Source organism: Bacteroides congonensis (assembly GCF_900130125.1).
GTDB lineage: Bacteria > Bacteroidota > Bacteroidia > Bacteroidales > Bacteroidaceae > Bacteroides > Bacteroides congonensis.
The window spans coordinates 289,050-305,476 of sequence record NZ_FQXY01000006.1; the positions used below are offsets into that span (position 1 = coordinate 289,050).

At 42.2% G+C, this 16,427-nt stretch carries 13 protein-coding genes; 8 read left to right on the plus strand and 5 right to left on the minus strand.

Features of this window, described 5'->3' with window-relative positions; genetic code table 11:
- Positions 1-51 precede the first annotated feature (51 nt).
- From BQ7997_RS01145 to BQ7997_RS01155, 3 genes are read left to right on the plus strand one after another with little or no spacing between them, the layout of a single operon-like run.
- On the plus strand, positions 52-999 hold the full coding sequence (locus BQ7997_RS01145) for a DUF2157 domain-containing protein (protein ID WP_073342689.1): 948 nt from the start codon (positions 52-54) through the stop codon (positions 997-999).
- Positions 983-1,951 carry a DUF4401 domain-containing protein gene (locus tag BQ7997_RS01150; protein ID WP_073342692.1) on the plus strand — a complete coding sequence of 323 codons (969 nt, stop codon included), beginning with the start codon at positions 983-985 and terminating at the stop codon, positions 1,949-1,951. The genes BQ7997_RS01145 and BQ7997_RS01150 overlap by 17 nt, the downstream gene beginning before the upstream one ends.
- Positions 1,938-2,441, plus strand: coding sequence for a GDYXXLXY domain-containing protein (locus BQ7997_RS01155; RefSeq protein WP_073342694.1), 504 nt, complete (start codon positions 1,938-1,940; stop codon positions 2,439-2,441). Before BQ7997_RS01150 ends, BQ7997_RS01155 begins: the two co-directional genes overlap by 14 nt.
- Positions 2,442-2,781: 340 nt before the next feature.
- Here the strand turns inward: BQ7997_RS01155 and BQ7997_RS01160 are convergent, their stop codons facing one another.
- From BQ7997_RS01160 to BQ7997_RS01175, 4 genes are all read right to left on the minus strand, one after another.
- Complete coding sequence (locus tag BQ7997_RS01160) at positions 2,782-5,418, minus strand: PL29 family lyase N-terminal domain-containing protein (RefSeq protein WP_073342697.1); 2,637 nt, start codon at positions 5,416-5,418, stop codon at positions 2,782-2,784.
- Between the two features lie 375 nt (positions 5,419-5,793).
- Complete coding sequence (locus tag BQ7997_RS01165) at positions 5,794-6,732, minus strand: tyrosine-type recombinase/integrase (RefSeq protein ID WP_073342699.1); 939 nt, start codon at positions 6,730-6,732, stop codon at positions 5,794-5,796.
- 228 nt (positions 6,733-6,960) lie between these two features.
- Entirely contained in the window at positions 6,961-8,598 is a 1,638-nt protein-coding gene (groL, locus tag BQ7997_RS01170) for a chaperonin GroEL (RefSeq protein ID WP_073342702.1), read from the minus strand.
- A 43-nt stretch (positions 8,599-8,641) separates the two neighbouring features.
- Positions 8,642-8,914 (minus strand): co-chaperone GroES, encoded by a 273-nt coding sequence (locus BQ7997_RS01175; protein ID WP_004314007.1) that lies wholly within the window; start codon positions 8,912-8,914, stop codon positions 8,642-8,644.
- Between the two features lie 245 nt (positions 8,915-9,159).
- On the opposite strand from BQ7997_RS01175, the gene BQ7997_RS01180 reads away from it, so the two are divergent.
- On the plus strand, positions 9,160-10,206 hold the full coding sequence (locus tag BQ7997_RS01180; RefSeq protein WP_083589134.1) for a L,D-transpeptidase family protein: 1,047 nt from the start codon (positions 9,160-9,162) through the stop codon (positions 10,204-10,206).
- 681 nt (positions 10,207-10,887) lie between these two features.
- Here BQ7997_RS01180 and BQ7997_RS25640 read toward each other — a convergent pair.
- Entirely contained in the window at positions 10,888-11,061 is a 174-nt protein-coding gene (locus BQ7997_RS25640; RefSeq protein ID WP_162842103.1) for a hypothetical protein, read from the minus strand.
- A gap of 146 nt (positions 11,062-11,207) precedes the next feature.
- On the opposite strand from BQ7997_RS25640, the gene BQ7997_RS01185 reads away from it, so the two are divergent.
- Genes BQ7997_RS01185 through hydF form a run of 4 tightly spaced genes read left to right on the plus strand, consistent with a single transcriptional unit; the run spans position 11,208 to position 16,396 of the window.
- Positions 11,208-12,677 carry a 4Fe-4S dicluster domain-containing protein gene (locus BQ7997_RS01185; RefSeq protein WP_073342705.1) on the plus strand — a complete coding sequence of 490 codons (1,470 nt, stop codon included), beginning with the start codon at positions 11,208-11,210 and terminating at the stop codon, positions 12,675-12,677.
- Positions 12,658-13,704, plus strand: a complete 1,047-nt coding sequence (gene hydE / locus BQ7997_RS01190; RefSeq protein ID WP_073342707.1) for a [FeFe] hydrogenase H-cluster radical SAM maturase HydE — start codon at positions 12,658-12,660, stop codon at positions 13,702-13,704. The genes BQ7997_RS01185 and hydE overlap by 20 nt, the downstream gene beginning before the upstream one ends.
- A complete protein-coding gene (gene hydG, locus BQ7997_RS01195; RefSeq protein WP_073342710.1) occupies positions 13,701-15,122 on the plus strand; it encodes a [FeFe] hydrogenase H-cluster radical SAM maturase HydG in 1,422 nt (473 codons plus the stop codon). Before hydE ends, hydG begins: the two co-directional genes overlap by 4 nt.
- 59 nt (positions 15,123-15,181) lie before the next feature.
- On the plus strand, positions 15,182-16,396 hold the full coding sequence (gene hydF / locus BQ7997_RS01200) for a [FeFe] hydrogenase H-cluster maturation GTPase HydF (RefSeq protein ID WP_073342712.1): 1,215 nt from the start codon (positions 15,182-15,184) through the stop codon (positions 16,394-16,396).
- The last annotated feature ends 31 nt before the right edge of the window (positions 16,397-16,427 follow it).

Below are 16,427 nucleotides of genomic sequence, written 5' to 3' on the forward strand. Positions count from 1 at the left end.
TGATTATCATTTTATTTTCTTATGTTTGTAATCATCTAAAAGTTGAAACATATGGAAAAGGCTGACTCTTCACCCTTGTCACGACAAGCTTTGTACGCAAACAAAAAGGAATGGAACCGGTTTCTATCCATTTTCTTATTAGCAGTGGGCATTGGTTTTACCGTATCAGGTATCATTTTTTTCTTTGCCTATAACTGGAACGACCTGCCCAAATTTGCAAAACTGGGAATTGTAGAAGTATTATTAATATCTTCTGTCTTGCTTGCCGTATTCACCCGATGGAACAGGCTCGTCAAACAGATTCTTCTTACAGGAGCGACTTTCCTGATAGGTACGCTCTTTGCCGTCTTCGGACAAATTTATCAGATAGGTGCTGATGCCTACGACCTTTTCCTGAGTTGGACACTTTTTACTATCCTTTGGGCGGTTGCTGCCCGTTTTGCTCCGTTATGGCTGACCTTTATCGGATTACTTTGTACAACGATATGGCTGTATAATATACAAATAGCCAGTCGCGGCTCATGGGAAATGATTCTGTTTGCCAATGCAGTAACTTGGATATGCGCTTTGGCAACTGTCATCACAGAATGGATGAGTATAAAAGGGAGTCTGAATAAACAAAACCGCTGGTTTGTCAGCCTCCTTTCATTGGCTACCATTGTGCACGCCAGTTATCTTATGATGTTGGCGATTTCTGATACCAGCTCTCTTACAATAGCAACCATCTGCGAAGAAAAAGCTATAACCGTTTCACTCATAAGCACTATTCTTATATTCTCTGCGGGACTATGGTTTGGATGGAAAGAAAAGAATCTGTTCTACCTGGCTGTTATTCCTTTTGCGACATTGATGATTCTATTGACTACATTCATATGCCACAGCGGTTTGAGAGATGTCAATCTATTCTTCTTTTCAGGAATTATGGTTATCACCGGAACAACCTTACTTATCTACATTATTCTTCAACTAAAAAAGAAGTGGTATGGCACAGAAGCATAATCTCACAATTCAAGTGGTATCCATCATCGGTGGAATACTGACTGCTATCTTTTTTCTCGGATTTCTTGCACTTGCCCGAATCCTAAGCTCCGAAATCTCATGCCTGTTAGTCGGGAGTTTATTGATTATTACTACATTAACAATCAGCCGTCTTGTCATCCGGTCTTTCCTGGATGCTATGAATATCACTTTATATATTGCAGGATGCGTATTGGTTGGCTTTGGGCTTAGTGATTATATGAATATACTTTTCATTGCACTTATGGGAATCAGTATGCTCACCTTCTGCCTGTCGAAAGGTTTCATCCTGCCCTTTCTTTCAGTGATTGCGTTTATCATATCCTTATTTGGAGAAATAACTCATATATTTTCTTCTTCCTATCCTCTGCAAATTGCAGTAGTTCCTGTGATGGCAGTATTCCTGTTCACCAATCTTTTCGAAGTGAAACTGCTTGCCCGATTAGGAAATAGTTTTTCCAAATACATGCCATTCCATTACGGACTATTCGTTTCTTGTCTTGTTTTAATGAGTGGACTGTCAATCAATTATCTGACACAGGATATGAATTATTGGATTATATCCTGCATTCTGTCTGTATTTATATGGATAGGACTTCTCATCATGGTTCAACGGATTATGAAAGTCATGCAAGTGGATAACCCGGTACATCAGGCCGGCATCTATATTCTTTGTATCGTCATCTGTCTGCCCACTATATTTGCCCCTTATTTATCCGGTAGCTTATTGTTGATTCTGATATGTTTCCATTATGGCTATAAAGCAGAGTGTGCAGCCTCACTCCTTCTCTTTATCTATGCTGTTTCCAAATATTACTATGATTTGAATATAAGCTTACTTATTAAGTCTATCACGTTATTCATTATTGGAATTTCCTTTATTGCAGCCTGGTATTTCTTCACTCAAAAAAGAATAAGACATGAAAAAATATAGTCGGATATTGATTATTGCAAATCTTATATTGCTACTGGGATACTTCAACTGGTCAGTTTTCAAGAAAGAACAGACTTTGAAGGATGGACAATTAGTGTTATTACACTTAGCTCCCGTTGACCCTCGTTCTCTCATGCAAGGGGACTACATGAGACTCAACTACGAAATAAACTCATCTTCGTCAGACTTTATAGATGAGCAGACTGCCACGCGCGGTTATGCCATACTCCAAACGGACAGTAATCAGGTAGGTCAACTTATACGATTGCAGAATGCTCTAATACCTTTGAATGATAATGAGATAGCTATCAAATACAAAATAGTAAATAATCGGATATTTCTCGGTGCCGAATCCTTCTTCTTTGAAGAAGGACAGGATACTCTTTATCAGAATGCCATGTATGGTGGGCTAAAAGTGGATGATAAAGGACAAAGTTTACTAATTGGATTGTATGATGAGAACTTTCAGCATATCCAACCAGATAAATAGAATATAAAAATCCCGGACTTTCTCAAGCCCGGGATTTCCATATTCTCAAAACATCTCCTTATCTATAGGGAAATAAGGGACTAGCAAATTGTTTCTAGCGCAACAAAGAAGATGCCTTAAGACAAAAAAGGGATACCTGTGGGAAATAAGGGAGGTATCCCTTCCAAGAGAAAAACATTTGAAAACATACTTTCACAAGCATAATTTTCAGTCCATCTCTCAGTATATTTCTTGTAAAGGATTTATAATCCTATATTACAACTTGTAAAGAGAAGGCATCTTCAGTCTATGAAAAATTAAGATGCCCTCAATTACAAATCTTTTAATCTAGATTACTTATTTACTGTTTTACTGTTACGTAGATGGATACAGATTTTGTTCTGCCCCACTTATCAAGAATGTTAACATCCACTTTACAAGTAGGAGGAGTTACGATTACCGCACCCTCTTTCTTAGATATAACAACTTCCGCTTTATCAGCTGCCTTATTATCAGTATCATCAAGAATAAGCTTACCAGTCATCGCCAAATAAGTTTGAGCGTCTTCGTCTGCTAATTTAGCCTCAACAGACTCTATTCTGTTATCGTCGAAATTATAGGTCTTAGCACGAGCATCTATTCTCTTGAAATCATCAGGTGATATAGTTACTGTATTTCCTGCGATTACGAACGGATTCTCTTTTGTTCCTATAGCTTTCTTATCTACCTCTTTGGTAAATTCAAAAGTACCTTCATAGATTTCTGACTGTATTGTCAAATTGATTCTATCAGTAATAGCCTTCAAACCATCATTTCCAAATGGCGCATAAGATACAGTGATATAACGATCAGTATAAGCACCACCCCAGTTTTTATCAGTTGCTGGCTTAGAAGTATAAGGGAAAACTCCAATCTTTGACTCATGAGTTGGTACACCACCAAGCTCCTCAGTCAACCATGCAGGAGCATCCACTTTCTTACCACCTTCAACTCTAGAAGGTTTCTCTTCTGTAAATGTAATATCTTCCTTAAGAACATCAGATATAGAACCCTCTTTATATAAAGTATAGAGATCGAAGCTAATCTTATTAGCTTGAGCTGTAGCCGGCACTGTACCATAAGCCTTAGCATTACCATCTTTATCAAAGTAAGCAGTTGCACGCTTAAAGACGAACAATTTATCATCTTGCTGATCTACAGTAATCTTGAATGTTGTTTCATACAAGTACTCATTGCCTAAATGATCTCCGGGCTTACTATTCTTGAATTTAACTGTTGCAGTATGAGGCACAGCAGCAACTGTTTCAGATTTAAATTCAGCTTTGATTACAAATTTAGTAACTTTGTCTGTATTAGCAACCCATTTGTCTACTGGATTTCCGTCTTTGCCCAAACCTAGCAACTCCAACTCAATACTCTCATCTACATATTTCCGAACTGGTGCTCCATTGATCATTGCCTTATCGTCAGTATAAGCAATAGATGCTTCTATAGGGTCGTTCAAGTTGACATTTTTTATAATATCTTCTACTGAAGGACCTACAATTTCAGAAGTAGCTGTTAGCTGTTTCTTATCACCACTTACAACCCAAGTCATATCTTTGATTTCAGCTTTCTTTGCCACATAAGTAAATATCAAATTTACTTTTGCCTCAGTAGTAGCTCCATCAACAGCAAGATAATGAATGGTAACGTCTACTTTAGTTGGCTCATTTGCAATAATTGTATTGTTCTTTTTATCAAAGTCTACCTTGTCATTATCTGCAACCGTATAATAGTGAGCTACCACCTTATTCAATTCACTACTAAATAATTCATCTAAGCTATAGGACTTTTGATAAGTCAAATCTTCGTCAGGAGCTTGAAAACTAACGCTCGGTGTACCATTTTCAGCCTTTTCAGTCTTAACTTTTACGTCATATCCAGAAATGATTTCATTACCCCATGCATCTTTTGTTGTAAGCGCATAAGCAGTTTCAGCTTTTTCCAAAGCTGTCAATTCCTCTTGAGTCAATCCATTCGCAAACTTAAGAGTCAAGTCGTATACACCTTTATTTGCTGTAGGTTCTTTTTCCGGATCCGCTGCACGAGTCAAAGCTTCTAAACTAAAATTATCTTCAATATTAGCAACAGCAAAATTAGTATTGCCCTTAGAGTCCGTTAAGCCAATTTCATAAGCTTGAATATCTGCTGCCTTCAAGTTCACAGGATTAATCAATGCATGAATCTTGCTACCACCTCTGGCAACAAGCACATCTCCTTTTTTCTTGAAAGTTTTGTTTCCATTAAACTCAATATCTTTGCCTGCTATACCATAATATAAAGTAGCTTCAGCCTCAGCAGAACTTACATCAACAGTACCATCATCTTTTACACCAAGTACACTAATACTCGTGATACGAGCTGACTTCGGCATAGAAACTGTTTCCCATTCTTTTGTTTCCTTATTAAGGATATTCAATACCCAAACCAATGGATTACTAGCATCAGCAGTTACATAGATATCTGTAGCAGCTTTCACATCTGTTTTCTTAGGTTTTTCAGTATCAGCATCCCAAACTATCCAATATCCATCTTCAGAAATCTGCGGTGCGTATCCTGCTGCACCAGGCTGACCTGGTTTGCCTTCACCACCCGGTTTACCATCTGTTCCTTTCTTTCCTTCAGCACAAATACCAAGGTCTGTACCATTGACAATCCAGTTCTTTGTTGTTGAATCAATCTTGATTTCCGTTGGTGTAGCATCTTTACCGCTTGTGATAGAATAACTTTTATTATCATTAAAAGTTATCTTAAATCCATCAGTAATTGGTTCAACATTGGTTACCCACTTACCTTCTTTCACAAAATTCTGCAACTCGGCAATGCTAGCTTTGTTTGCGTCAATCTGTGTTTGCAGATTGTCGATGTCATCATCGTAGTCCTTACAACCTACATAGGTGACAGTAGAAAGTGCCAGCGCCCCGAAGAACATCACTTTTACAAATTTTCTTTTCATAACTACTTAAAAATTACATTAATAATATATTATTAAACACTAAGTTTCAATAATAGACAGCCCGTTACTCTGTAGGTAACGGAGAAACCTTTGTGCCTGCTCTTTTAGAGTAGTCAATACTGAAAAATGGTATGATATGCGATGAAACATTTTTACCCCTGCTTCTGACAAGCGGCAGAGGGGAGGGAAATCTATTGCAAAATTTAGAAGTTAACAAAGCCCTAATACAAAGAATCCGTGTGTTTTATTTGGTATAGTTCCTCTTTTGAGTGATTTATTAGAAAAAATGTGTGATTTAGTTTGGTTGTTTTAAGAAATATGCTCATATTTGCACCGGAATTTATCCCCGTTACCTACAGAGTAACAGTTTAATTTTCAGACGCTTACTACAGACACAGCACGTTTCACAAAATCAAGTACTTGTTTATTTGCTTCATCTATTTTCTTATCCTGAAAAGGTTTCAGATAAGTCTCAGTCACCGTGATAGATGAATGCCCCATCGCTTCGGAAATAATACCCGGATGGATTTCACAATAATAAGCTGTCGTAGCCCAGGTGTGGCGGGCGGTGTACGAACTCAGTTTGTCTCCCAATCCTAGCAATTCTCCCAATAACATCAACCGTTGATTAAAGCTGCGCAATGCCAACTGATATTCACGATAGGCTTCCTTGGTCCCTTCACGGCTTCTCAAAAACGAAAACAAATAAGGCGAAGAAGAGTCACGGTTCATGTACTTCTTTATCAGAATCATTGCTTCAGGAGTTAATGTCACTGACAGTGGATGTCCCGTCTTACGTCTGCGATACGTAATTACGTCATCACGCAAATCACTCTTGCGCAAATAAGCAAGATCGACAAACGGCATACCACGGAGCAGAAACATCAGAATGAATAACTCTTGAGCCTGACGGACAGGCAACGATACTCCCGGTTTCCGGGACAAATTAACAAAGATCTTCTTCATGTCATCATCAGCCAGGGCACGTTTATGATCGGCACGTGTCCCGGTGTAAACGAAACGGAACAGATACGGAACATAGAGGGCTTTTCGAAGATTAACCGCACGATTGTAAACGGCACGAAAGGTACGCATATAGGTGGAAACCGTATTCCAACTACACCCACGATTACGAAGATGGACTTCGAACCCTTTCAACCACTCCGAAGTCACTTCACTAAAAACAAAGTCGCTTTTCCCACGATAAGCAATGATGGCATTCAGACTGCTACGATAGACGTGCGCAGTACCAAAGTTTCCCTCCACCTGTAACCTGTTGGCTACTTGCTTCATAAATGTTAATACTTTCAACATCTCACTTTTTATTAATAAATTTGAATCTAAATATACGAAGTATTCTTGGCATCAAGAATACAAGTAGAAAAACAAACAAAATAAAAAGCGAAGATGTTTTGAAAACACTTACTTACAAAATAGATGGATTGCAGAGAGAATCTTTAAAGATTCAGAGCAGTAAATAACAAAAAAGTCGCTTCCGGAAATCCGGAAGCGACTCTTATATTCATTCAAAGGAAACCGGAATTACATCATTCCGCCCATACCTCCCATTCCGGGAGCGCCCATCGGCATTTCAGGTTTGTCTTCCTTCTTTTCTACGATAACACATTCAGTAGTCAGGAACATACCAGCGATAGAAGCTGCATTTTCCAAAGCTACACGAGCAACCTTAGCAGGGTCTACCACACCGGCAGCGTGCAAGTTTTCGTAAACGTCCGTGCGGGCATTGTAACCAAAATCACCTTTTCCTTCACGTACTTTCTGAACAACTACTGCACCTTCTTTACCAGCGTTGGCAACAATTTCGCGAAGCGGTTCTTCGATGGCACGTTTGATGATACCAATACCGGTTGTTTCATCGGCATTGTCACCCTTCATACCTTCGATGCTGTCGATAGCACGGATGTAAGCTACACCACCGCCCGGGATGATACCCTCTTCGATAGCAGCACGAGTTGCACGCAATGCATCGTCTACGCGGTCTTTCTTTTCTTTCATTTCCACTTCAGAAGCAGCACCTACGTAAAGAACAGCTACACCACCTGACAATTTAGCCAGACGTTCCTGCAATTTCTCACGGTCATAGTCAGACTTGGTTGCAACGATTTGAGCCTTGATTTGCTCGCAACGTTCCTTGATGCTGTCCTTGTTTCCTGCACCGTTTACGATAGTAGTATTATCCTTAGAAACAGTTACTTTGTCGGCAGTACCCAACATTTCGATAGTAGCCTGTTCCAGTTTCAGGCCTTTTTCTTCGCTGATAACAACACCACCTGTCAGGATAGCGATATCTTCAAGCATTTCTTTACGACGGTCGCCGAAGCCCGGAGCTTTCACAGCACAAATCTTCAACTGAGAACGCAGACGGTTTACTACCAGTGTAGTCAACGCTTCGCTATCTACATCTTCTGCGATTACCAACAGAGGACGACCAGTCTGTACAGCCGGTTCGAGGATAGGCAAGAAATCTTTCAGGTTAGAAATCTTCTTGTCGTAGATCAGGATGTAAGGTTTTTCCATCTCACATTCCATCTTTTCCGTATTAGTCACGAAGTAAGCCGACAGATAACCACGGTCGAACTGCATACCTTCCACTACACCGATAGTAGTGTCAGTACCTTTCGCTTCTTCGATAGTGATAACACCGTCTTTAGAAACTTTACGCATAGCGTCAGCAATCAATTTACCGATTACCGGGTCATTGTTTGCAGATATGGTAGCAACCTGTTCGATTTTGTCATAGTTGTCACCTACCGTCTCAGCCTGTGATTTGATTGATTCCACCACTTTGGCAACGGCCTTGTCGATACCACGTTTGATATCCATCGGGCTTGCACCGGCAGTTACGTTCTTCAAACCTTCAGCTACGATAGCCTGAGCGAGAACGGTTGCGGTAGTTGTACCGTCACCGGCATCGTCACCTGTCTTGGAAGCAACTTCCTTTACCAACTGCGCACCTGTATTCTGATAAGCGTCTGCCAATTCGATTTCTTTTGCTACTGTCACACCGTCTTTGGTGATGTGAGGCGCACCAAATTTCTTCTCGATGATAACGTTACGTCCTTTCGGGCCAAGCGTTACTTTTACTGCATTTGCCAAAGCATCAACACCTTTTTTCAATTGGTCGCGGGCGTCGATATTGAATAATATTTCTTTTGCCATCTCTTTATTTACTATTTAAAGATTTATGATTTACTATTATTAATTAACCCAAAACAGCGAGAACATCGCTCTGACGCATGATAAGATATTTAGTACCTTCAACGTCAAGTTCTGTTCCGGCATATTTGCCATAAAGAACCGTATCGCCTACTTTCAATACCATTTCTTCATCTTTCGTACCGTGACCTACTGCCACAACTTCACCCTTCAAAGGTTTTTCTTTTGCTGTATCAGGAATAATGATACCACCAATTGTTTTTTCTTCTGCAGGTGCAGGGAGAATAAGCACTCTGTCTGCTAATGGTTTAATGTTCATAGTTACTTTTTTTATATTTTAGTTATACATTTAATAGTAGATACTATCCGTCTTTCTCAGGCGGAACGCTAAAGACATTGCGAAAAGCGTGCCAAAGTAGATAAATGATTCTTTGTCAGAAATTGACTGACAAAATGACTGACAACCCATACCATCTGGCAAAAAAGTATATTTGTTCCATACTTTTTAAACAAAATAAAAGGTTTATTCCTTATAATGACGTATATTCGTAAACAGACCATTTAATGCATTGTACTAATAATATGAATAAAATAGCATCCGGCATACTTATCGCCTCTTGCATCTTCTGCTCCTGCAATTCGCGTACAGGAGAGGTTTCGTCTGCCGAAATCCAGCCATCGGATTCATTAATACAGGACACGATTACTGAAACCGCCGTTAAACCTGTCGTTAAAAAGCTGACAGGGGAACAGATACAACTCACCAAAGATTTACTCTATGACAAATATACACTGGATGATACCTATCCTTATAAAGATACTACCCGACAGTTTCAATGGGATAAAATAAAAGAACGGTTGGCCTTGCTTGAGAATATACAGCTACAACCCACTACATGGGCTATCCTTCAGAACTATAAGAACAGGAACGGGGAAGCTCCCCTTGTAAGGAGTTTCAAGAGAAATGCTTACGGACGAGTGGCAGACACTCTCGGAGTGGAGCGGTATCAATCTGTCCCACTCTATCTGCTCACTGACACATTAGTAGCCGAGCGTTACGGTCAGGACGGTGAACTGACCCGTTTTATAGAAGACGGAGAAAAGTTTGTCAAAGCGGAGCCGATATTCACGGGGGACGAGTGGATGATTCCCAAGAAATATGTGAAAGTTATCGGAGATACGATTGTATTCAACAAAGCTGTTTTCGTAGACCGGCACAATCAGAATATCACCTCTCTTGAACGTAGTGGAAAAGGGGAATGGATAGTGCGCAGCATGAATCCCTCCACTACCGGACGCCACCTTCCGCCATATGCGCAGGAAACTCCTTTAGGTATGTTTGTATTACAGGAAAAGAAGGCCAAAATGGTATTTCTCAAAGACGGTTCGAAAGAGACAGGCGGTTATGCGCCTTATGCCAGCCGTTTCACGGATGGAGCCTATATTCATGGAGTACCTGTCAATGCTCCCCGCAAGACGCTGATAGAATACAGTCCGTCATTAGGAACAACTCCACGCTCTCATATGTGTGTACGAAATGCAACTTCCCACGCCAAATTCATTTATGACTGGGCTCCGGTAAATGAGACTATTGTTTTTGTATTAGAATAAAATTCAAACAATCAGATTACATAAAAGAAGTGTTATAATCATTATTATCACCATCTCCACAAAAAAGTTTTCATCGTTTTTGCCCTCATACTCTCATAAATCGTCTCAAAACCTTTATCCATCAGCATTTCAGCTATGAGAGCACCCTATGAGAGCACCCTGATAGTAAAATTTACCCTCATACCTGCCTACACGTACTTCAAGCCATTAATATCTGATGTTCAAAGTATTAACAGTTATCCCGTCAAGTATTAACACCCTACATCCCAAACATTAATAGTTGAGGAATCAGGTATTAATACATAAGAAACAACATAATAATGACTGATAAACGATTCGATACTATCTGGAACAACAGATAGAATAATCTGTAGATACAAGATAAAGAATTATATCCTATAAGATGAGTGTCCGTTTCCCCATAGGGAAACGCCAGTTTCCTCGTAGAGATACGACTGTATCCCCGTAGGGAAACGGGCGTTCCCTCGTAGAGATACGAGAGTTTCCATTATTAGAAACGAAAGGAAACTGCAAACGATTGATAATCAACAATACAGTTTCATATGATGATGATTAAAGATTATAGGTTAGCCATATATTTCCAAAGCGGAGCGGCATTCAGTGACTGCATGATTTCATAGTTTTCACCGGAATACCACACCTTTTCCTGTTTTCTATCTTTTATTCGTCTATGTCGATACAGGTAATCTCTATCCCCTGTATTTGTTCCAGGTATTTCTTGGTCGAACTAACCAGTGAACTTCCCATATAGAATAAAAACATCAAGCTGATAATAACCATCAGCGCGCCAATCATTGCAAACCGGCTGCGTTGTTCTAAAATACTGCTACTCATACCTCTGTCTCCTCTCCTTTTTTTGTCTACTACAAAGATAACGCACGGGGGCTACAAAAAAATGACAAGAATGTTACAAAAGACTTAAATATTGAAATTCTGTTCGTATCTTTGCACCGGCTAACTAACAACCTCTTTATTACAATATGGCATTTACGAATAATATTATGATTGTCCGGCACAAATTGCTGGCTGACCTTGTCAGACTCTGGAAAAACGACCAGTTGGTAGAAAAGATAGACCGACTCCCGATTGAGCTGAGTCCGCGGAAATCAAAACCGTTGGGACGTTGCTGCATACACAAAGAACGGGCGGTGTGGAGATACAAGACTTTTCCGCTGATGGGACTGGATATGACAGACGAACACGATGAAGTGACCCCGCTTTCCGATTACGCACGCATGGCGTTGAGTCGTCCCGAACCGGAAAAGGAGAATATCATGTGCGTCATTGACGAAGCATGTTCTTCCTGCGTACAAATCAATTATGAAATAACGAACCTTTGCCGTGGCTGTGTAGCCCGCAGTTGCTACATGAACTGTCCGAAGGATGCGATACGTTTCAAGAAAAACGGTCAGGCCATGATTGACCATGACACATGTATCAGTTGCGGCATTTGTCACAAGAGCTGTCCTTATCATGCTATTGTGTATATTCCTGTGCCTTGCGAGGAAGCTTGTCCGGTAAAGGCTATCAGTAAAGATGAACATGGCATAGAACATATCGACGAAAGCAAATGTATCTATTGCGGTAAGTGTATGAATGCCTGTCCGTTCGGTGCTATCTTCGAGATTTCACAGACTTTCGATGTGCTGCAACGGATTCGGAAAGGAGAAAAGATGGTTGCCATCATCGCTCCGTCCATTCTCGGACAGTTCAAGACTTCCATCGGACAGGTATATGGCGCTTTCAAGGAAATAGGATTCACCGATGTAATCGAGGTGGCCGAAGGCGCCATGGCGACTACCAGCAACGAAGCCCATGAATTACTGGAGAAACTGGAAGAGGGACAGAGTTTCATGACTACTTCCTGTTGCCCTTCTTATATAGAATTGGTAGAGAAACATATTCCGGGTATGAAACCTTATGTATCCACCACCGGTTCACCAATGTATTATGCGGCACGGATTGCCAAAGAGAAACATCCGGACGCAAAAATCGTATTCGTCGGCCCTTGCGTGGCTAAACGCAAGGAAGTACGCCGCGATGAAGCCGTGGACTACATTCTGACGTTTGAAGAAGTGGGTTCTATCCTCGACGGACTGGATATTCAGTTGGAGCAGATGCAGGAGTTTTCCGTATTGCATACTTCCGTTCGCGAAGCACACGGTTTTGCCCAGGCAGGCGGCGTGATGGGAGCGGTCAAGGCTTATCTGAAAGAGGAAGCGGAGAAAATTAATGCGATACAGGTATCGGACATTAACAAGAAGAATATAGCTCTGCTACGTGCTTGTGCCAAGACAGGAAAAGCTGCCGGGCAGTTTATTGAAGTGATGGCTTGCGAAGGTGGATGTATCACCGGGCCGAGTACGCACAATGACATTGTTTCAGGACGTCGCCAACTGGCACAGGAGCTTCTCAAACGGAAAGAGAGCTATGAAACAATGGATAGATAAATTACGGAAGGAAAGGACACTCCGGCAGGAAGAACTCCGGCAACTGTTGACTGAATGTGACGCAGAAACCCTGCGAACCATCAACCGGCAGGCACGGGAAGTAAGTCTGCTCCACTTTGGAAACAAGATTTATATCCGTGGCCTGATTGAGGTCAGCAACTGCTGCCGGAATAACTGTTATTATTGCGGTATCCGAAAAGGAAACCCGAATATCGAACGTTACCGGTTGACCGTGGAAAGTATCCTGGATTGCTGTAAGCAAGGTTATGACCTGGGATTCCGTACTTTTGTACTGCAAGGCGGGGAAGACCCTGCCTTGACGGACGACCGGATAGAAAAAACAGTCTCCGCCATCCGTCAGAATTATCCGGATTGCGCTATCACCCTGTCGCTTGGCGAAAAGCCGCGCGATGTGTATGAACGTTTCTTCCGGGCAGGCGCCAACCGCTATTTGCTCCGTCACGAAACCTACAACGAACAGCATTACGGGCAACTGCACCCGGCAGAAATGTCCGGCAAACGACGTTTGCAATGCTTGCAGGATTTAAAGGATATCGGTTATCAGACGGGAACAGGAATCATGGTCGGCAGCCCCGGACAAACGGTGGAGCATATCATCGAAGATATCCGGTTTATAGAAAGGCTTCACCCTGAAATGATTGGCATCGGCCCTTTCCTGCCCCACCATGACACGCCTTTTGCCGGATATCCCGCCGGCACGGTGGAGCAGACCCTTCTTTTATTATCCATCTTCCGCCTGATGCATCCGACCGCACTGATTCCGGCAACAACGGCTTTGGCCACACTTGCTCCTGATGGCAGGGAACGGGGAATATTGGCAGGAGCGAATGTAGTCATGCCCAATCTGTCCCCCCGTGAAGAACGGAAGAAATATGAACTATACAATGACAAGGCTTCACTCGGAGCAGAATCCGCCGAAGGACTGGCCACGCTACAAAAGCAACTGCACGCCATCGGCTACGAGATTTCCACCGAAAGAGGTGACTTTAATACAACAGAATTATGATATACCAAGCAGATTCATCAAAAGCGGAAGAGTTTATCCACCACGAGGAGATTCTGGATACACTGGAATACGCACAAAACAACAAGGATAACCGTGCACTGATTGAACAACTTATTGAAAAAGCTGCCCTGTGCAAGGGATTGACCCACCGTGAGGCAGCCGTCCTGCTGGAATGTAACCAACCTGACCTGATAGAACGTATCTTTCATCTCGCCAAAGAAATCAAACAGAAGTTTTACGGCAACCGCATCGTGATGTTCGCACCGCTTTATTTGTCGAATTATTGCGTAAACGGTTGTATATATTGCCCGTATCATGCCAAGAACAAGACTATCGCACGCAAGAAACTGACGCAGGAAGAAATCCGAAGGGAAGTGATTGCCTTACAGGATATGGGACATAAGCGTCTGGCTCTCGAAGCCGGGGAGCATCCGTCACTGAATCCGATAGAGTATATCCTTGAGTCTATCCGGACAATTTACAGCATCAAGCACAAGAACGGCGCAATCAGGCGGGTAAACGTCAACATCGCCGCCACTACGGTAGAGAACTATCGCCGCCTGAAGGAAGCGGGTATCGGCACATATATCTTATTTCAGGAAACCTACCACAAAGAAAACTACGAAAATCTCCACCCCACCGGCCCGAAAAGCAACTATGCCTATCATACCGAAGCGATGGATCGTGCCATGGAAGGGGGAATTGATGATGTAGGAATAGGCGTTCTTTTCGGTCTGAATACGTATCGGTATGACTTTACAGGCTTGTTGATGCATGCCGAGCATCTGGAAGCCCGGTTCGGTGTAGGCCCTCATACGATTAGCGTTCCGCGCATTTGCTCGGCAGATGATATTGACGCGGGAGATTTCCCGGATGCTATCTCCGATGAGATATTCAGCAAGATTGTAGCTGTAATCCGCATTGCGGTTCCTTATACGGGAATGATTATTTCCACCCGTGAGTCGCAGGAATCCCGGAAGAAAGTGCTCGAACTGGGTATTTCGCAAATCAGTGGCGGTTCACGTACCAGTGTGGGCGGATATGCGGAAAAAGAATTGCCTGATAATAATTCCGCCCAGTTCGATGTAAGCGATACACGGACATTGGACGAGGTAGTCAACTGGTTGCTCGAACTTGGCCATATCCCCAGTTTCTGCACGGCCTGTTATCGGGAAGGAAGAACGGGCGACCGGTTTATGTCTTTAGTCAAATCCGGTCAGATAGCCAATTGCTGCGCTCCGAATGCCTTAATGACTTTGAAAGAATACCTGGAAGATTATGCTTCGGAAGATACGCGCCGAAATGGTTTGGAACTTATTCTGAATGAAACGGAACGAATCCCTAACCCTAAAATCAGAGAAATAGCCATCCGGAATCTTAAAGCCATCGCTGAAGGCAAAAGAGACTTCAGGTTTTAGGGCAAGGTGCCCTGCCAAATTTCCATGCGGATGGAGACTAATTAAAATATAGAAAGAATATGAGCTTAACAGATACCCCAAATGCCAACAGACTTCATATAGCCCTTTTCGGTAGACGGAACAGCGGCAAGTCTTCTCTTATCAATGCGCTGACAGGACAGGATACCGCTATCGTCTCGAATACGCCCGGTACAACGACCGACCTTGTTTCCAAGGCAATGGAAGTTCACGGCATCGGGGCTTGTCTTTTTATGGATACTCCGGGATTCGACGACGAGGGGGAACTTGGAGAAATGCGTATCGCCCGGACATTGAAAGCGATTGAAAAGACGGACATTGCCTTGTTGCTTTGTGAAGATGACTCGTTCTCTTGTGAAAACAAAAAAACGGAGCAACCGGAACACGAAATATTGAAGCAACTGAAAGAGAAGAATATTCCCGTCATCCTCATACTGAACAAAATTGATATACGTAAAAATATTGATACGTTGGCTGCACGTATTGAACTGCAATATAACCAGCGCCCGTTGCTTGTCAGCGCGAAAGAAAGAACAGGAATCGAGGAAATCCGACAGGCGATTCTTGAAAAACTTCCTTCGGACTTCGGGCAGCAAAGTATCACCGGAGCTCTTGTCGCAGAGAATGACCTCGTATTGCTAGTCATGCCGCAGGATATTCAGGCGCCTAAAGGCAGGCTTATCCTGCCTCAAGTGCAGACTATCCGTGAACTATTGGATAAAAAATGTCTTGTAATGACTTGTACCACCGACAAACTTTCGGAAACCTTGCAAGCTCTCGCCCGCCCGCCGAAGTTAATCATCACCGATTCGCAAGTCTTTAGAACTGTCTATGAACAGAAACCGGAAGCAAGTAAACTGACTTCTTTCTCGGTTCTCTTTGCCGGATACAAGGGGGATATTCATTATTATGTAGAAAGTGCAGCCGCCATTGAAAGCCTGACGGAATCGTCACGCGTACTGATAGCGGAAGCTTGTACGCACGCTCCCCTTTCCGAAGATATAGGAAGAGTGAAACTTCCGCGTTTATTACGAAAGAGAATCGGTGAGAAACTACAAATTGATATTGTAAGCGGAACGGATTTCCCTCAGGATTTAACTCCTTATTCTTTGGTTATCCATTGCGGAGCATGTATGTTCAACCGCAAATATGTACTCAGCCGCATCGACCGTGCACGGGAGCAGCATATTCCCATGACAAATTACGGAGTAGCCATTGCTTATCTCAATGGAATACTAAATCAAATAGAATACTAAAAAGGAAGCTATTTAGTTGTATGCTAAAATC